Below are 15,955 nucleotides of genomic sequence, written 5' to 3'. Positions count from 1 at the left end.
CGCCGCCAGTTCGGTCCGCTCGGCCCATGTGGCCAAGTATTGCGCGAATGATGCAAACGTTTGTCGCAAGCGTGGTGTCTGAGTGAGAGGCTGCATCCCAAGGAGTTTAGATGAGTGCCGATAACGCCTACGCGGTCGAGCTGAAGGGACTGACCTTCAAGCGCGGGACGCGCAGCATCTTCAATAACGTCGACATCCGCATTCCGCGCGGCAAGGTCACGGGCATCATGGGGCCTTCCGGTTGCGGCAAGACCACCCTGTTGCGCCTGATGGGCATGCAATTGCGGCCCAGCGCCGGCGAAGTGTGGGTCAATGGCCAGAATCTGCCGACGCTGTCGCGCAGCGATCTGTTCGACGCGCGCAAGCACATGGGTGTGCTGTTCCAGAGCGGTGCACTGTTCACCGACCTCGATGTATTCGAGAACGTCGCCTTTCCGCTGCGGGTGCATACCCAGCTGTCTGACGAAATGATTCGTGACATTGTCTTGCTGAAACTGCAGGCCGTAGGCCTTCGCGGTGCCATCGACCTGATGCCCGATGAACTGTCCGGTGGCATGAAGCGCCGTGTGGCCCTGGCGCGTGCCATCGCCCTCGACCCGCAAATCCTCATGTATGACGAGCCTTTTGTCGGCCAGGACCCCATTGCCATGGGGGTGTTAGTACGTCTTATCCGCTTGCTCAACGATGCTTTGGGCATTACCAGCATCGTGGTCTCCCATGATCTTGCAGAAACCGCGAGCATTGCCGATTACCTTTATGTAGTCGGCGATGGCCAGGTGCTGGGGCAGGGCACACCGCAAGAGCTGATGAACGCCGATAACCCGCGCATTCGCCAGTTCATGACCGGCGATCCCGATGGCCCGGTGCCTTTTCACTTTCCGGCAGCGGACTACCGCTCAGATCTTCTGGGGAAGCGCTGATGCGCAAGACATCTCTCATCGAGAAGGTTCGCCTTTTCGGTCGCTCGGGCATCGACATTGTCGAGGTTCTGGGCCGTTCGACGATTTTCCTGTTCCACGCCCTGCTCGGTCGCGGCGGCATTGGCGGCGGCTTTGGCCTGCTGGTCAAGCAGCTGCATTCGGTAGGTGTCATGTCCCTGGTGATCATCGTGGTCTCCGGCGTGTTCATTGGCATGGTGCTGGCATTGCAGGGCTTCAATATCCTCTCCAGCTACGGTTCGGAGCAGGCGGTCGGGCAGATGGTCGCCCTGACGCTGTTGCGTGAACTGGGGCCGGTGGTCACCGCTTTGCTGTTCGCCGGGCGCGCGGGTTCCGCGTTGACTGCCGAAATCGGCAACATGAAATCCACCGAGCAGCTGTCCAGCCTGGAAATGATCGGCGTGGACCCGCTCAAGTACATTGTTGCCCCGCGCCTGTGGGCTGGCTTCATTTCCCTGCCATTGCTGGCGATGATCTTCAGCGTGGTCGGTATCTGGGGCGGTTCGTGGGTGGCAGTGGACTGGCTGGGCGTCTACGACGGCTCCTACTGGGCCAACATGCAAAACAGCGTGACGTTCACGGGCGACGTGCTCAACGGCGTCATAAAGAGCATCGTCTTCGCCTTTGTTGTCACCTGGATCGCCGTATTCCAAGGCTACGACTGTGAGCCCACCTCAGAAGGGATCAGTCGCGCCACCACCAAGACCGTTGTGTACGCCTCGCTGGCGGTACTGGGCCTTGACTTCATTTTGACCGCCTTGATGTTTGGAGATTTCTGATGCAAAACCGCACTGTGGAAATCGGTGTCGGCCTTTTCTTGCTGGCTGGCATCCTGGCTTTACTGTTGTTGGCCCTGCGAGTCAGCGGTCTTTCGGCCAGCCCCACCGCCGATACTTATAAACTTTACGCGTACTTCGACAATATCGCCGGTTTGACTGTCAGAGCTAAAGTGACCATGGCCGGTGTAACCATCGGCAAGGTCACGGCAATCGATCTGGACCGCGACAGCTTCACCGGCCGGGTGACGATGCAGTTGGACAAGAAGGTAGATAATCTGCCGACCGACTCCACTGCATCTATCCTCACTGCTGGTCTGCTGGGCGAGAAGTACATCGGTGTCAGCGTGGGCGGGGAAACAGCCCTGCTCAAGGATGGCTCGACAATCCACGACACACAGTCGTCGTTGGTACTTGAAGACCTGATCGGTAAATTCCTGCTCAATACGGTCAATAAAGACGCCAAATGAGGAATTCGTACATGATCTCTACCTTGCGACGTGGCCTTCTGGTACTGCTTGCAGCGCTGCCGTTGATGGCCAACGCAGCAGGTTCTGCGCACGATCTGGTGCAGGACACTACTAACAAGATGTTGGCTGACCTGTCGGCCAACAAGGAAAAGTACAAGCAGGACCCGAGTCAGTTCTATAACGCACTCAACACCATTGTTGGCCCGGTGGTCGACGCTGAAGGCATTTCCCGCAGCATCATGACGGTCAAGTATTCGCGCAAGGCTACCCCGGCGCAGATGCAGACCTTCCAGGAAAACTTCAAGAAAGGCCTGTTCCAGTTCTACGGTAACGCACTGCTCGAGTACAACAACCAGGGCATTACCGTAGCTCCCGCCGGCGATGAGTCGGGTGATCGCACCAGCGTCAACATGAGCGTCAAGGGCAACAATGGTGCTGTCTACCCTGTGCAGTACACGCTGGAGAAGGTCAACGGCGAGTGGAAGCTGCGTAACGTGATCATCAACGGCATCAACATCGGCAAGCTGTTCCGTGACCAGTTCGCCGACGCCATGCAGCGTAATGGCAACGATCTGGACAAAACCATCAATGGTTGGGCCGGTGAAGTCGCCAAGGCCAAGGAAGAAACCGATAAAGCTGCCGGGAAGCCTGCGCAATGACCGAGTCGGCTGTTCGTCTAGGCGATGCCGGCGAGCTGTTCATCAGTGGCGTGCTCGACTACCGCTCCGGGCCTGACCTGCGCAAGCAAGGCCAGGCCTTGATCAAGACCAGCACTGCCCCTGAGGTGGTGCTGGATTGTTCGGCTGTGACCAAGTCCAGCAGCGTCGGCTTATCGTTGTTGCTGTGCTTCATGCGTGATGCCGAAGCGGCCAAAAAGCCCGTCAGCATCCGTGCTATGCCCGAAGACATGCGTGAAATTGCCGAAGTTTCCGGTCTGACCGAGTTGCTGGCGCACCCTTAATACACATTATTAAAGAGGCCCCCCGTCAGAGTCCTGCTATGCGGGGTTCGCAGGCGCGGGGCTTTTTTGTATGATGTGCGACCCGCGCGCACTGGGCGCCGATAGAGGTTGAGCATGCAGGCCCTAGAAGTTAAGCGCTTTCTTGAAGGAAAGCTGCCGGAAACGACCGTAGAAGTTGAAGGCGAAGGCTGCAACTTCCAGCTGAACGTGATTAGCGATGAACTGGCGGCACTCAGCCCGGTCAAGCGTCAGCAGCAGATCTATGCCCATTTGAACCCGTGGATCACCGATGGCAGCATCCATGCGGTCACTATGAAATTTTTCAGCCGCGCGGCCTGGGCCGAGCGCACCTGAGCCCCCAAGGCGTCGAGATTCTTATGGATAAATTGATTATTACCGGCGGTGCCCGCCTTGATGGCGAGATTCGCATCTCCGGTGCAAAAAACTCCGCCTTGCCGATCCTGGCAGCGACCCTGCTGTGCGATGGCCCGGTTACCGTGGCCAACCTGCCGCACCTGCACGACATCACCACCATGATCGAGCTGTTCGGTCGCATGGGTATCGAGCCGGTGATCGACGAGAAATTGGCCGTCGAAATCGACCCGCGCACCATCAAGACCCTGATCGCCCCGTACGAGCTGGTGAAAACCATGCGCGCGTCGATCCTGGTGCTGGGCCCGATGGTCGCCCGTTTCGGCGAAGCCGAAGTCGCATTGCCTGGCGGTTGCGCCATCGGCTCGCGTCCGGTTGACCTGCATATCCGTGGCCTTGAAGCCATGGGCGCGACCATCGACGTCGAAGGCGGCTACATCAAGGCCAAAGCGCCGGAAGGCGGCCTGCGTGGCGCCAACTTCTTCTTTGATACCGTCAGCGTGACCGGTACCGAGAACATCATGATGGCCGCTGCCCTGGCCAACGGCCGCAGCGTCCTGCAAAACGCCGCGCGCGAGCCGGAAGTAGTCGACCTGGCCAACTTCCTGATCGCCATGGGTGCCAACATCACCGGCGCCGGCACCGACACTATTACCATCGACGGTGTGAAACGCCTGCACCCGGCCACCTACAAAGTGATGCCGGACCGCATCGAGACCGGTACCTACCTGGTTGCTGCTGCCGTCACCGGTGGTCGCGTCAAGGTCAAGGACACCGATCCGACCATCCTGGAAGCGGTCCTGGAAAAGTTGCGCGAAGCCGGTGCCGAAATCACTACCGGCGAAGACTGGATCGAGCTGAACATGCACGGCAAGCGTCCTAAAGCCGTCAACGTGCGTACCGCTCCCTATCCAGCGTTCCCGACCGACATGCAAGCGCAGTTCATCTCCCTGAACGCGATTGCCGAAGGCACCGGTGCCGTGATCGAGACCATCTTCGAAAACCGCTTCATGCACGTGTACGAACTGCACCGCATGGGCGCGAAGATCCAGGTCGAAGGCAACACCGCCATCGTGACCGGCACCGAGAAACTCAAGGGCGCGCCAGTCATGGCGACCGACCTGCGGGCCTCGGCCAGCCTGGTGATCTCGGCGCTGATCGCCGAAGGCGACACCCTGATCGACCGCATCTACCACATAGACCGTGGCTACGAGTGCATCGAAGAAAAACTGCAGATGCTCGGCGCCAAAATCCGTCGCGTACCGGGCTAGTCCCGCCGCTGATGTAGTGAGCGGGCTTCTTGTGGTGAGCGGGCTTGCCCCGCGCTGGGCTGCGAAGCGGCCCTAAAGTCTGGGGAACGCTGCGCACTCCAGCGCGGGGCAAGCCCGCTCACTACTAGAGGCTTGCTGTAAATTTGTTCAAAATCGAGGCTGTAATGGCCTCGAGCTGTGTCTGGCGCCGATTGCGACCGGACAGCAATAGCCTGATGAAGGACTGACGCTTCCATGTTGACCATCGCACTGTCCAAGGGCCGCATCCTTGACGACACATTGCCGCTTCTGGCTGAAGCGGGCATCGTGCCGACCGAGAATCCGGACAAGAGCCGCAAGCTGATCATCCCCACGACCCAGGACGACGTGCGCCTGTTGATCGTGCGGGCTACCGACGTGCCGACCTACGTTGAACATGGCGCGGCCGACCTCGGTGTTGCCGGTAAAGACGTGCTGATGGAATACGGCGGCCAGGGCCTATACGAGCCATTGGACCTGCGGATTGCCCTGTGCAAGCTGATGACTGCCGGCCGTGTCGGTGATGTCGAGCCCAAGGGCCGCTTGCGTGTGGCGACCAAGTTCGTCAACGTCGCCAAGCGTTACTACGCCGAACAAGGTCGCCAAGTCGACATCATCAAGCTCTACGGCTCGATGGAGCTGGCGCCGCTGATCGGCCTGGCTGACAAGATCATCGACGTGGTCGACACCGGTAACACCCTGCGTGCCAACGGTCTTGAGCCGCAAGAATTCATTGCCGACATCAGCTCCCGCCTGATCGTCAACAAAGCTTCGATGAAGATGCAGCATGCCCGTATCCAGGCGTTGATCGACACCCTGCGCACGGCAGTGGAGTCGCGACACCGCGGTTGACTTACCCGCGTAGCCGGAAGGCTGCGCCCGTCTATCCGCCTCATAGCCAGAATTCTCAGGTGCCCAAGCGGAAACGACTGCTAGTTTAGGGCGCCTGAGTTTTTGCCAATTCTATTGAGGCCCTCGCTATGACCACGTCCACTGCAATTGCCCGACTCAACGCTGCCGACCCGGATTTCGCCCATCATCTGGATCATCTGCTGAGCTGGGAAAGCGTGTCCGACGATTCGGTCAACCAGCGGGTGCTCGACATCATCAAGGCCGTGCGCGAGCGCGGTGATGCGGCGCTGGTGGACTTCACCCGCCAGTTCGACGGCCTGGACGTCAAGTCCATGGCTGACCTGATCCTGCCCCGCGAACGCCTGGAATTGGCCCTGACGCGCATTACTGCACCTCAGCGCGAAGCCCTGGAAGTGGCGGCGGCGCGCGTGCGCAGCTACCACGAAAAACAGAAACAGGACTCCTGGAGCTACACCGAGGCCGACGGCACGGTGCTGGGCCAGAAGGTCACCCCACTCGACCGCGCTGGCCTGTACGTGCCGGGCGGCAAGGCGTCGTACCCGTCGTCGGTGTTGATGAACGCGATCCCGGCCAAAGTGGCGGGCGTGACCGAAGTGGTCATGGTCGTGCCGACCCCGCGCGGTGAAATCAACGAGCTGGTGCTGGCTGCGGCCTGCATCGCCGGTGTGGATCGCGTGTTTACCATCGGCGGCGCCCAAGCCGTTGCCGCCCTGGCGTATGGCACTGAAAGCGTGCCGAAAGTCGACAAAGTGGTCGGTCCGGGCAATATCTATGTCGCCACCGCCAAACGCCACGTATTTGGCCAGGTGGGCATCGACATGATCGCCGGCCCTTCGGAAATCCTGGTGGTATGCGACGGCCAGACCGACCCGGACTGGATCGCCATGGACCTGTTCTCTCAGGCCGAGCATGACGAAGACGCCCAGGCGATCCTGGTCAGCCCGGACGCCGAGTTCCTCGACAAGGTCGCGGCCAGCATCAATAAGCTGCTGCCGACCATGGACCGCGCCGAGATCATCGAGAAGTCGATCAATGGCCGTGGCGCGTTGATCCTGGTGCGCGATATGGAGCAGGCCATCGAAGTGGCCAACCGTATCGCCCCGGAGCATTTGGAGCTGTCGGTGGCCGACCCACAAGCCTGGCTGCCGTCGATTCGCCACGCCGGTGCGATCTTCATGGGCCGCCACACCAGCGAAGCCCTGGGCGACTACTGCGCGGGCCCGAACCACGTGCTGCCGACCTCCGGCACTGCGCGGTTCTCGTCGCCACTGGGGGTGTATGACTTCCAGAAGCGTTCGTCGATCATCTTCTGCTCGCCCCAGGGCGCTTCCGAACTGGGCAAGACTGCTTCGGTGCTGGCCCGTGGTGAATCCCTGAGTGCCCACGCCCGCAGCGCCGAATACCGCATCCTTGAAGAGAAGGGGAACTGAGACATGAGCAAATTCTGGAGCCCTTTCGTCAAGGACCTCGTGCCTTACGTGCCCGGCGAACAACCCAAGCTGACCAAGCTGGTCAAGCTCAACACCAATGAAAACCCCTACGGGCCATCGCCCAAGGCCTTGGCAGCGATGCAGGCCGAGTTGAACGACAACCTGCGCCTGTACCCGGACCCCAACAGCGACCTGCTCAAGCAGGCGGTGGCCAAGTATTACGGGATCGACGCCGGCAAAGTGTTCCTTGGCAACGGTTCCGACGAAGTCCTCGCGCACATCTTCCACGGCCTGTTCCAGCACGATCTGCCGTTGCTGTTCCCGGATATCAGCTACAGCTTCTATCCGGTTTACTGCGGGCTCTATGGCATCAAGTCGGCCCCGGTGCCGCTGGACGAACAGTTCCAGATTCGCGTGGCGGACTACGCCAAGCCGAACGGCGGGATCATCTTCCCCAACCCGAACGCGCCCACCGGCTGCGTGCTGGCGCTGGACGCCGTGGAGCAGATCCTCAAGGCCAGCCCGGACTCGGTGGTGGTGGTCGATGAAGCCTATATCGACTTCGGCGGTGAAACTGCCATCAGCCTGGTGGACCGCTACCCGAACCTGCTGGTAACCCAGACCCTGTCCAAATCGCGCTCACTGGCTGGTTTGCGCGTGGGCCTGGCCGTGGGTCACCCGGACCTGATCGAAGCGCTGGAGCGGGTCAAGAACAGCTTCAACTCCTACCCGCTGGATCGCCTGGCGATTGTCGGCGCAGCGGCGGCGTTCGAGGACCGTGAGCACTTCGAGAAGACCTGCCGATTGGTTGTCGATAGCCGTAACAAGCTAGTCGCCCAATTGGAGGAGAAGGGGTTTGAGGTGTTGCCGTCGGCAGCGAACTTCATTTTTGCCCGTCACCCCCAGCATGACGCGGCGGGCCTGGCGGCCAAGTTGCGTGAGCAAGGGGTGATTGTTCGTCACTTCAAGCAGGAGCGGATTGCCCAGTTCCTGCGGATCAGCATTGGTACGCCGGAGCAGAACCAGACGCTGATTGATGGGCTCGGTGAGATCTAGGCGTTAGACCTTTATTGGCTTGACGGGCCTCATCGCGGGCAAGCCCGGCTCCCACATTGGAATGCATTTCCCTGTGGGAGCCGGGCTTGCCCGCGATGAGGCCATCAGCAACACTGCATCGTTACAGCAACGGCTCATCCGGCTTCTTGTTCTTCCAGCCATCATTGCCCGGCAGCAACAGGTTCAACCCAATCGCCACCACCGCGCACAGGGCAATGCCCTTGAGGCCGAAGTCATCCGGGCCGGTGCCGGTACCGACCAGCACACCGCCAATCCCGAACACCAGGGTCACTGACACAATCACCAGGTTGCGAGCTTCGCCCAGGTCGATCTTGTGGCGGATCAGCGTGTTCATCCCCACCGCGGCAATCGAGCCGAACAGCAGGCACAGGATCCCGCCCATCACCGGTACCGGGATGCTCTGCAGCAATGCGCCGAACTTACCGATAAACGCCAGGCTGATAGCAAACACTGCCGCCCAGGTCATGATTTTCGGGTTGTAGTTCTTGGTCAGCATCACCGCGCCGGTCACTTCGGCGTAGGTGGTGTTCGGCGGGCCGCCAAACAGGCCGGCAGCCGTGGTGGCAATGCCGTCGCCCAACAGGGTGCGGTGCAGGCCTGGCTTCTTCAGGTAGTCGCGACCGGTCACGCTGCCCACCGCAATCACACCACCGATATGTTCGATCGCCGGGGCCAGGGCCACCGGGACGATAAACAGGATCGCTTGCCAGTTGAATTCCGGCGCGGTGAAGTGGGGCAGGGCAAACCAGGGGGCGGCGGCGATCTTCGCCGTGTCGACCACGCCAAAGTAGAACGACATGGCAAAGCCCACCAGCACACCGGAGATGATCGGCACCAGGCGGAAAATCCCCTTGCCGAACACCGCCACGATCAAGGTGGTCAGCAGCGCTGGCATCGAGATCATCATCGCCGTCTGGTAATGGATCAGCTCGGTGCCGTCACCGGCTTTACCCATCGCCATGTTGGCGGCGATCGGTGCCATGGCCAGGCCGATGGAGATAATCACCGGCCCGATCACCACGGGCGGCAGCAGCCGGTCGATAAACCCGGTGCCTTTGATCTTCACGGCCAGGCCCAGGAAGGTATAAACGAAGCCGGCGGCCATCACCCCGCCCATGGTCGCCGCGAGGCCGAACTGGCCCTTGGCGAGAATGATCGGGGTGATGAAGGCAAAGCTCGACGCCAGGAAGACCGGCACCTGCCGCCCTGTCACCACCTGGAACAGCAACGTGCCCAGGCCCGCGGTGAACAGTGCGACGTTTGGATCAAGACCTGTGATCAGCGGCATCAACACCAGCGCGCCAAATGCTACGAAGAGCATTTGTGCGCCAGACAGGATCTGGCGCCAAAGCGGGTCGTTGAATTCATCCTGCATGCTCACGCGTCCTTCTGCTTGGTGCCGAAGATCTTGTCACCGGCATCGCCCAGGCCTGGGATGATGTAGCCGTGTTCGTTCAGGCGCTCATCGATGGACGCGGTGTAGATCTGCACGTCCGGGTGGGCCTTCTCGACGGCCGCAATGCCTTCGGGCGCAGCGACGAGAACCATGGCGCGGATGTCCCGGCAACCGGCTTTTTTCAGCAGGTCGATGGTGGCAACCATGGAACTGCCGGTAGCCAGCATCGGGTCGATGATCATCGCCAGGCGCTCGTTGATTTCCGGAACGAGTTTTTCCAGGTAGGTGTGGGCTTCCAGCGTCTCTTCGTTGCGGGCTACGCCTACGGCGCTGACCTTGGCGCCGGGGATCAGGCTGAGGACGCCTTCAAGCATGCCGATACCGGCGCGCAGGATCGGGACCACGGTGATTTTCTTACCAGCGATTTTTTCTACCTGGACGGGACCGGCCCAACCGGGGATCTCGTAGGTTTCCAGGGGTAAATCCTTGGTGGCTTCGTAAGTGAGCAACGCTCCGACTTCCTGAGCAAGCTCACGGAAGTTCTTCGTGCTAATGTCGGCGCGGCGCATAAGGCCGAGCTTGTGTCGGATCAGCGGATGGCGGATCTCGCGAGTGGGCATGGGAAAGGCTCCGGCGGCGGGCAAAAAAACCGGCCTAGATTAATCTATCCGAGGGTGTTGTCCTATAGACATCTAGTACGTTAGTCCATTAAGGCTTGCTCGGAGCGCACGAGAAGCGTACCTTCGCCCGCTTTTCTTGCCACAGCACCCCCTTGGAGAGCGCCATGTCCGCTGATCTCGAGCATATCCGTCAAATCATGCGCGAGGCTGACTGCCTGTACACCGAAGCGCAAGTCGAAGAAGCGATCGCCAAGGTCGGCGCACACATCACCCGCGAAATGGCCGACACCAACCCGGTGGTCTTCTGCGTGATGAACGGTGGCCTGATCTTCGCTGGCAAATTGCTGACCCACCTGCAATTCCCGCTGGAAGCGTCCTACCTGCACGCCACCCGTTATCGCAACGAAACCAGCGGCGGCGACCTGTTCTGGAAAGCCAAGCCGGAAGTCTCGTTCATCGACCGCGACGTGCTGATCATTGATGACATCCTCGACGAAGGTCACACCCTGGGCGCAATCATCGACTTCTGCAAACACGCCGGCGCGCGCAAAGTGCACACCGCCGTGCTGATCGACAAAGACCACAACCGCAAGGCGCGCCCGGACTTGAAGGCCGATTACGTCGGCCTGCCGTGCATCGACCGCTACATCTTCGGTTACGGCATGGACTACAAAGGCTACTGGCGCAACGCCAATGGGATCTTCGCCGTCAAAGGAATGTAAGCATGGCCCGCTTTCTTGATCAGACGCTGTTTGCCGAACTGGCCGAGAAAGCGGCCGCCAGCCCTCGTGGCCGACACCACCACAACTTTCATCAGATGGAAGAACCCTGCCATCGCCTGGCGGTGGGCCTGCAACCGGACACCTATGTGCCGCCTCATCGGCACTTGAGTGCGGACAAGGCGGAAACCTTGCTGGTGCTGCAGGGCCGTTTGGGGGTGCTGGTGTTCAGCGAAACCGGCGAGGTGCTCGCCAAGCGCGTCATGCAGGCGGGCGGTGAGTGCGCGGGTGTCGACCTGCCGCCGGGCGTGTTCCATGGCCTGGTGGTGCTGGAGCCCGACACGGTGATGTTCGAGTGCAAGGCCGGCCCTTATCGTCCGGTGGGCGAGGGCGAACTGGCCGACTGGGCACCCCGAAGGTGACGCTGGCGTGGCCGAGTATCAACGCTGGATGCTTGCCCAGTTCGATTGAGCTACAGTGCTGGGCCCACCTTGCCGGAGCGGCCCATGAGCCTGTTGATACGCACCTGCGCCGCCCTGGCGTTGACCCTCAGTTTGCCCCTGGCCGCGGCGCCTGCGCCGATGCACAGCCAGTTCTTGCCCTCGGATGACCTGAGCCTGCGCGCCGACGCGCCGGACCAGCAGCAACTGCTGCAAGTCACTGAGTACGCGGTGGTGGTGGGCAACCAGCGCCAATCCAGCCAGCAACCGATCCCGGTGACTTCGCCGCTGATGATTCGCCTCAAGGGCAAGTCCCTCAACAAGGGAGCGACGATCAGCCAAGTGGTGCTCAATTTTGATGCTGAAAGCAAAAGCCTGAAAAAGCCCGCTTACGATGACAAGAGCAAGACACTGACCTTGTCGTACCCGGTGGCCCAGTACCGCGTGATTGTCGACTTGCTGCGCAATGACACGGTGTATGTGCAGTTCCTCAGTTATGCCAACGGGCATATCTGGGCGGATTTGCATACCGGAGCCGTTCGCGCGAAGTAGTCAGGCGCCACAGATTCCGCTATGTCGATGCAATTCACATAAGTGTTTGGTTGTTTTCGAAGGTGGTGTCTGGCAGGTAGACTTCAAGCCCCGTGTAAATGTCTGCAGGCTGGAGTCGGTAATGCGTAAAGATAAGAAACAGGTGATTGGTGACGAGATCGGCGACGATCAGATCAAGTTGTTCCTGGACTTCGAGCCGGTCGACGCCACTTCACCGTCCCTGCACAAACTGATCAAGGCCTACCGTGGCCTGCGTATCGACGACTTCGAACGGTTCCTGGGCTTCTTCAAGGAAGCCGGCCTGGACCTCGACGGCAAGGATGATCATGGCCAGACCTTCGTCGATCTGATCAAGGACCAGCGTAATGCCGCCGAGTACATCGAGCTGATTGATAACGCCCGCGGCTGATTATCCGAGACACACAAAAACGCCCCGTTCTCATCACGAGAGCGGGGCGTTTTTTATGGCGTCACGACCTCAAGCGTAGCTTTCGGTCTCGGCGGCAGGTGCCACCAGCTCAAGGCTGATGTTGTTCTGCGTGTTGATCTTGCGATACAGCTCGGCATCCGTCTCCAGGACTTTCTCACGTGCCGGGAAGATCTCCTGCAACTTGGTCGCCCATTCGCCTGCCGTTTTCTGCGGGAAGCAACGCTCGATCAGTTCCAGCATGATCGAAACCGTCACCGAAGCACCTGGGGATGCACCCAGGAGCGCCGCCAGCGAACCATCCTTGGCCGCGACCAGCTCGGTACCGAATTGCAGCACGCCGCCTTTCTTCGGGTCTTTCTTGATGATCTGCACCCGTTGACCGGCCACTTCCAGGCGCCAGTCTTCGGCTTTCGCCTCAGGGTAGAAGCGGCGTAGGGATTCCAGGCGCTGCTCCATGGATTGGCGCACTTCGCTGACCAGGTACTTGGTCAGGTCCATGTTGTCGCGCGCCACGGCCAGCATCGGGCCGATGTTGCCGGCACGAATCGACAGGGGCAGGTCGAGGAACGAACCGTGCTTGAGGAACTTGGTGGTGAAACCGGCGTATGGCCCGAACAGCAGGGACTTCTTGCCATCCACCACACGGGTGTCCAGGTGCGGCACGGACATCGGTGGCGAACCCACGGCAGCCTGGCTGTAGACCTTGGCCTGGTGGTGCTTGACCACTTCCGGGTTGTCGCAACGCAGCCACTGGCCGCTGACCGGGAAGCCGCCAAAACCTTTGCTTTCCTCGATGCCCGAGGCTTGCAGCAGCGGCAGGGCCGCGCCACCGGCGCCGAGGAACACGAACTTGGCGTCCACTTCACGGCTGTTGCCGCTGTTGACGTCCTTGATGCTCACGGTCCAGCCCGCGCCGTTGCGCTTGAGGCCGGTCACACGCTTGCTGTACTTGACCTGGGCGTCTGCCGAGCTGGTCAGGTGGCTGAGCAGTTGGTTGGTCAGCGCGCCGAAGTTGACGTCCGTGCCGTTCATCACACGGGTGGCTGCGATTTTTTCGTCGAGCGGACGGCCCGGCATCATCAGCGGCATCCACTCGGCCATTTCGTTGCGGTCTTCGGTGTAGTGCATGTCCGAGAACGCGTGATGCTGGCTGAGTGATTCGAAGCGCTTCTTGAGGAAGTCCACGCCTTTTTCGCCCTGCACGAAGCTCAGGTGCGGCACCGGGCTGATAAAGGACTTGGACGAGCCAAAGGTGCCCTTTTTGGTCAGGTACGCCCAGAACTGCTTCGACACCTCGAACTGGGTGTTGATGTGCACGGCTTTCTTGATGTCGATGGAGCCATCGGCAGCCTGCGGTGTGTAGTTCAGCTCACACAGGCCGGCGTGGCCGGTACCGGCGTTGTTCCACGGGTTGGAACTTTCCGCGGCACCCGAATCCATCAGCTCAACGACTTCCAGCTTGAGGCCGGGGTCGAGCTCTTTGAGCAGTACGGCCAGGGTGGCACTCATGATGCCGGCCCCTACCAGTACTACGTCGACTGCTTCGTTATGCGCCATTTAACGCGTCTCCAAAATCTGCAGCACCAAATTGACGGCATGGCTGCCAGGAGTGACGGGGCGGTTCACGTGTTGCCCCAGGTTACCCATGGCCAGGATCGCCATGTCCGATTCGCAATTCTTTGCAACTTCAGCGCACGCTTCCTGCCGGGCTAATCTGCCTATGAACGCATTCATGGGCGCCTGTGGCAATTCGACTTATGGTCAAAGCGTGCGACTCGTGCAACCAATCCGTAGCGGACAGGCTCAAGCTCCGGTTTTTGAGGCGTGCTCGGTCCTGTGTGGTTGGGCTGTTCCAGACGCTGATGGTGCTTGTACAAACGCCAAACTATTCATTTGCTCGCCACACTCTTGTGAAGTTGTGAAAACCCGTTTTTTCACGCTCTTTTGAAGACGTGAACCTCAAAAAAGGGCTGCCCCAGCCTGGCACCTGGCCCGGATACCTTGCCGACACGCGGCAAAACGGGCAAACAACTCAAGTGGCCGAGCGCAATGGCAGCTCTGGCAGATTCGGTAAAGGCGGAGGGTTTGCAGGGAAAACAGCAAGCACGCCAGCTTCACTCGATCTGTGTGGGCGGCTCTCTGTGGGCGATTCTTGGGCTAATGCCGAGGCATTAACGATGCTGCGAGGCCCGATCAGGAGACGTCCTTATAATCGGGGGGAGATTGTAGCGAAGAACGCCAGGGAAATGGGCGTGTTTTATGACTTTTATTAGGTGTTCGGTCAGGCGGCCAACGGCTGGTGGCGGGACGACCGCGCAGGACGCGGGCTGACGCGGGCCCGGGCAGGCAACGGGTGGTGCATCCAGCTCAGGCGGATTTCATCGATTTCCACCCAGCCGTCGCCAACTGGAGGCTGGCTGCACTCTTTGAACGCCTGGCAACGCCCCTGTGCATCGAGCAGGGCGAACTGGCGAAGGGCGGTCTTGCGCGTGAACAGTGACCAGAGAAAATGCATGGCGATCAACCTCCTGAGATTGGGGCCAAGCATGCCTGCCCGGGATGACGAGCCCATGTAACGGGTGTGACATATCGGTGACATCGAACCGCGTTCCAGGCAAGGGGTCACAGGTTGTAACTGATGCTAGTTCCCGGCAGTGGCGCCCCGCTATACTGCCGGCCTGTCGGTACCTGATTTCTGGAGAGAAGAGCATGTTGCAACGCCTGTTGTTCGGTTTGATCACTGTGACCAGTTTGACCCTGGTTGGCTGCGCCAACAGCCCGCAACAACTGACCCCGGAACCGAAGATCACCACGCAGCTGGCGCCAGTGGGCCACGGCCAGCCGGTGTCGGTACGGGTGGTGGATGGTCGTCCATCGCCGACGCTCGGCTCGCGCGGTGGCCTGTACCCGGAAACCGCCCTGGTGTCGGTGAACGCTCAAGACGTGCTGCCCAAGCTGCAGGCCCAGGCCGAAGCCGCCGTGCGCCTGCTGGGCTTTACCCCAAGCCCCAACGCCCCGGGCGCTCCGCAGTTGACGATCACCCTGGCCGAATTGAAGTATCAGTCGCCTAAAGACGGCCTGTACGTGACCGAAGCGTCCATCGGCGCGACCTTCAAGTCCGACGTCAGCGCCGGCACCCGTCGCTACAGCGGTCGCTACGGCGCGTCCCTGAACCAGCGTTTCGGTATGTCGCCGAACCAGGAGACCAACACCAAGCTGGTCAGCGACGTCCTGAGCGACGCCTTGACCCGTCTGTTCAAGGACCCAAGCATCGGTTCGCTGCTCAGCGCGCAATAACCGATCCGATAAAAAACCGGGCTCAATGATGAGCCCGGTTTTTTTTCGCCTTCAGTTTCATGCGGCAGTGTCGATACAGAAATCCAGCAGGCTTACCCCCGTCAACAGATCGGCCTCCGGCAGGTCCGCATGCTGGTGCCCGCCAAGGGCGCAATACACCAGCCAGTGGCGGTCCTGGACGTTGAACGCCAGGCCGCCGATCAGTGCCTCTTGCTCATCGCTCTGGGCGATCAGGTACAACCGATCCTGGTTTTGCGCGTGCAGCATGACAAGCTCCTAAGCGTCGAAGGGCAACAGAGTGGCTTGTTAAGGTGA

At 60.4% G+C, this 15,955-nt stretch carries 19 protein-coding genes and 1 pseudogene; 15 read left to right on the top strand and 5 right to left on the bottom strand.

Annotated features, from left to right (window positions below):
- Positions 1–110: 110 nt before the first annotated feature.
- The 10 genes from AC0IYN_RS05790 to hisC all read left to right on the top strand — a co-directional run bounded on the left by AC0IYN_RS05790 (position 111) and on the right by hisC (position 8,165).
- Entirely contained in the window at positions 111–920 is an 810-nt protein-coding gene (locus AC0IYN_RS05790) for an ATP-binding cassette domain-containing protein (RefSeq protein WP_078046895.1), read from the top strand.
- Positions 920–1,717 (top strand): lipid asymmetry maintenance ABC transporter permease subunit MlaE, encoded by a 798-nt coding sequence (gene mlaE / locus AC0IYN_RS05785; RefSeq protein ID WP_099494054.1) that lies wholly within the window; start codon positions 920–922, stop codon positions 1,715–1,717. The genes AC0IYN_RS05790 and mlaE overlap by 1 nt, the downstream gene beginning before the upstream one ends.
- Positions 1,717–2,184: an outer membrane lipid asymmetry maintenance protein MlaD gene (gene mlaD / locus AC0IYN_RS05780; RefSeq protein WP_003171814.1), complete on the top strand. Its 468-nt coding sequence runs from the start codon at positions 1,717–1,719 to the stop codon at positions 2,182–2,184. The genes mlaE and mlaD overlap by 1 nt, the downstream gene beginning before the upstream one ends.
- 11 nt (positions 2,185–2,195) lie before the next feature.
- Positions 2,196–2,843 (top strand): MlaC/ttg2D family ABC transporter substrate-binding protein, encoded by a 648-nt coding sequence (locus AC0IYN_RS05775; protein ID WP_078046897.1) that lies wholly within the window; start codon positions 2,196–2,198, stop codon positions 2,841–2,843.
- Complete coding sequence (locus tag AC0IYN_RS05770; RefSeq protein WP_406596944.1) at positions 2,840–3,145, top strand: STAS domain-containing protein; 306 nt, start codon at positions 2,840–2,842, stop codon at positions 3,143–3,145. The genes AC0IYN_RS05775 and AC0IYN_RS05770 overlap by 4 nt, the downstream gene beginning before the upstream one ends.
- 114 nt (positions 3,146–3,259) lie before the next feature.
- Entirely contained in the window at positions 3,260–3,499 is a 240-nt protein-coding gene (locus AC0IYN_RS05765) for a BolA family protein (RefSeq protein WP_034102215.1), read from the top strand.
- Positions 3,500–3,522: 23 nt separating this feature from the next.
- Entirely contained in the window at positions 3,523–4,788 is a 1,266-nt protein-coding gene (gene murA, locus AC0IYN_RS05760) for a UDP-N-acetylglucosamine 1-carboxyvinyltransferase (RefSeq protein WP_034102217.1), read from the top strand.
- 234 nt (positions 4,789–5,022) lie between these two features.
- Positions 5,023–5,658, top strand: coding sequence for an ATP phosphoribosyltransferase (hisG, locus tag AC0IYN_RS05755; protein ID WP_071494135.1), 636 nt, complete (start codon positions 5,023–5,025; stop codon positions 5,656–5,658).
- A gap of 128 nt (positions 5,659–5,786) precedes the next feature.
- Positions 5,787–7,109 (top strand): histidinol dehydrogenase, encoded by a 1,323-nt coding sequence (gene hisD, locus AC0IYN_RS05750; protein ID WP_406596945.1) that lies wholly within the window; start codon positions 5,787–5,789, stop codon positions 7,107–7,109.
- Between the two features lie 3 nt (positions 7,110–7,112).
- The gene (hisC, locus tag AC0IYN_RS05745; RefSeq protein ID WP_471840772.1) at positions 7,113–8,165 is read left to right on the top strand and encodes a histidinol-phosphate transaminase; all 1,053 of its coding nucleotides are present in this window, start codon (positions 7,113–7,115) and stop codon (positions 8,163–8,165) included.
- Between the two features lie 121 nt (positions 8,166–8,286).
- Here the strand turns inward: hisC and AC0IYN_RS05740 are convergent, their stop codons facing one another.
- Positions 8,287–9,561, bottom strand: a complete 1,275-nt coding sequence (locus tag AC0IYN_RS05740; protein WP_034102220.1) for a uracil-xanthine permease family protein — start codon at positions 9,559–9,561, stop codon at positions 8,287–8,289.
- Positions 9,562–9,563: 2 nt separating this feature from the next.
- Positions 9,564–10,202 carry a uracil phosphoribosyltransferase gene (gene upp, locus AC0IYN_RS05735; RefSeq protein ID WP_010213094.1) on the bottom strand — a complete coding sequence of 213 codons (639 nt, stop codon included), beginning with the start codon at positions 10,200–10,202 and terminating at the stop codon, positions 9,564–9,566.
- 164 nt (positions 10,203–10,366) lie between these two features.
- On the opposite strand from upp, the gene AC0IYN_RS05730 reads away from it, so the two are divergent.
- The 4 genes and pseudogenes from AC0IYN_RS05730 to AC0IYN_RS05715 all read left to right on the top strand — a co-directional run bounded on the left by AC0IYN_RS05730 (position 10,367) and on the right by AC0IYN_RS05715 (position 12,322).
- A complete protein-coding gene (locus tag AC0IYN_RS05730) occupies positions 10,367–10,924 on the top strand; it encodes a hypoxanthine-guanine phosphoribosyltransferase (RefSeq protein ID WP_406596947.1) in 558 nt (185 codons plus the stop codon).
- Between the two features lie 2 nt (positions 10,925–10,926).
- Positions 10,927–11,392, top strand: a pseudogene (locus AC0IYN_RS05725) (WbuC family cupin fold metalloprotein).
- A 35-nt stretch (positions 11,393–11,427) separates the two neighbouring features.
- Positions 11,428–11,913: a hypothetical protein gene (locus AC0IYN_RS05720; protein ID WP_406596949.1), complete on the top strand. Its 486-nt coding sequence runs from the start codon at positions 11,428–11,430 to the stop codon at positions 11,911–11,913.
- Between the two features lie 121 nt (positions 11,914–12,034).
- Positions 12,035–12,322: a PA4642 family protein gene (locus AC0IYN_RS05715; protein WP_406596950.1), complete on the top strand. Its 288-nt coding sequence runs from the start codon at positions 12,035–12,037 to the stop codon at positions 12,320–12,322.
- Between the two features lie 69 nt (positions 12,323–12,391).
- Here the strand turns inward: AC0IYN_RS05715 and mqo are convergent, their stop codons facing one another.
- Together mqo and AC0IYN_RS05705 are read right to left on the bottom strand one after the other, a co-directional pair.
- On the bottom strand, positions 12,392–13,900 hold the full coding sequence (gene mqo / locus AC0IYN_RS05710) for a malate dehydrogenase (quinone) (protein ID WP_406596951.1): 1,509 nt from the start codon (positions 13,898–13,900) through the stop codon (positions 12,392–12,394).
- A 724-nt stretch (positions 13,901–14,624) separates the two neighbouring features.
- On the bottom strand, positions 14,625–14,858 hold the full coding sequence (locus AC0IYN_RS05705) for a hypothetical protein (protein WP_078046904.1): 234 nt from the start codon (positions 14,856–14,858) through the stop codon (positions 14,625–14,627).
- Positions 14,859–15,052: 194 nt separating this feature from the next.
- On the opposite strand from AC0IYN_RS05705, the gene AC0IYN_RS05700 reads away from it, so the two are divergent.
- Positions 15,053–15,640 carry a YajG family lipoprotein gene (locus tag AC0IYN_RS05700; RefSeq protein ID WP_078046905.1) on the top strand — a complete coding sequence of 196 codons (588 nt, stop codon included), beginning with the start codon at positions 15,053–15,055 and terminating at the stop codon, positions 15,638–15,640.
- Between the two features lie 57 nt (positions 15,641–15,697).
- Here AC0IYN_RS05700 and AC0IYN_RS05695 read toward each other — a convergent pair whose 3' ends face one another.
- Entirely contained in the window at positions 15,698–15,907 is a 210-nt protein-coding gene (locus AC0IYN_RS05695) for a hypothetical protein (protein ID WP_058422975.1), read from the bottom strand.
- Positions 15,908–15,955 lie beyond the last annotated feature (48 nt).

This window comes from Pseudomonas sp. AC112, from assembly GCF_979253545.1.
Note: the sequence above shows the minus strand (reverse complement) of the source record. Positions and strands in the feature narration are given on the sequence as shown.

Bases quoted from the DNA above. Each gene is read 5' to 3' on its own strand.
- AC0IYN_RS05790 (WP_078046895.1), top strand. From the start codon at position 111: ATGAGTGCCGATAACGCCTACGCGGTCGAGCTGAAGGGACTGACCTTC.
- mlaE (WP_099494054.1), top strand. From the start codon at position 920: ATGCGCAAGACATCTCTCATCGAGAAGGTTCGCCTTTTCGGTCGCTCG.
- mlaD (WP_003171814.1), top strand. From the start codon at position 1,717: ATGCAAAACCGCACTGTGGAAATCGGTGTCGGCCTTTTCTTGCTGGCT.
- AC0IYN_RS05775 (WP_078046897.1), top strand. From the start codon at position 2,196: ATGATCTCTACCTTGCGACGTGGCCTTCTGGTACTGCTTGCAGCGCTG.
- AC0IYN_RS05770 (WP_406596944.1), top strand. From the start codon at position 2,840: ATGACCGAGTCGGCTGTTCGTCTAGGCGATGCCGGCGAGCTGTTCATC.
- AC0IYN_RS05765 (WP_034102215.1), top strand. From the start codon at position 3,260: ATGCAGGCCCTAGAAGTTAAGCGCTTTCTTGAAGGAAAGCTGCCGGAA.
- murA (WP_034102217.1), top strand. From the start codon at position 3,523: ATGGATAAATTGATTATTACCGGCGGTGCCCGCCTTGATGGCGAGATT.
- hisG (WP_071494135.1), top strand. From the start codon at position 5,023: ATGTTGACCATCGCACTGTCCAAGGGCCGCATCCTTGACGACACATTG.
- hisD (WP_406596945.1), top strand. From the start codon at position 5,787: ATGACCACGTCCACTGCAATTGCCCGACTCAACGCTGCCGACCCGGAT.
- hisC (WP_471840772.1), top strand. From the start codon at position 7,113: ATGAGCAAATTCTGGAGCCCTTTCGTCAAGGACCTCGTGCCTTACGTG.
- AC0IYN_RS05740 (WP_034102220.1), bottom strand. From the start codon at position 9,561: ATGCAGGATGAATTCAACGACCCGCTTTGGCGCCAGATCCTGTCTGGC.
- upp (WP_010213094.1), bottom strand. From the start codon at position 10,202: ATGCCCACTCGCGAGATCCGCCATCCGCTGATCCGACACAAGCTCGGC.
- AC0IYN_RS05730 (WP_406596947.1), top strand. From the start codon at position 10,367: ATGTCCGCTGATCTCGAGCATATCCGTCAAATCATGCGCGAGGCTGAC.
- AC0IYN_RS05720 (WP_406596949.1), top strand. From the start codon at position 11,428: ATGAGCCTGTTGATACGCACCTGCGCCGCCCTGGCGTTGACCCTCAGT.
- AC0IYN_RS05715 (WP_406596950.1), top strand. From the start codon at position 12,035: ATGCGTAAAGATAAGAAACAGGTGATTGGTGACGAGATCGGCGACGAT.
- mqo (WP_406596951.1), bottom strand. From the start codon at position 13,900: ATGGCGCATAACGAAGCAGTCGACGTAGTACTGGTAGGGGCCGGCATC.
- AC0IYN_RS05705 (WP_078046904.1), bottom strand. From the start codon at position 14,858: ATGCATTTTCTCTGGTCACTGTTCACGCGCAAGACCGCCCTTCGCCAG.
- AC0IYN_RS05700 (WP_078046905.1), top strand. From the start codon at position 15,053: ATGTTGCAACGCCTGTTGTTCGGTTTGATCACTGTGACCAGTTTGACC.
- AC0IYN_RS05695 (WP_058422975.1), bottom strand. From the start codon at position 15,907: ATGCTGCACGCGCAAAACCAGGATCGGTTGTACCTGATCGCCCAGAGC.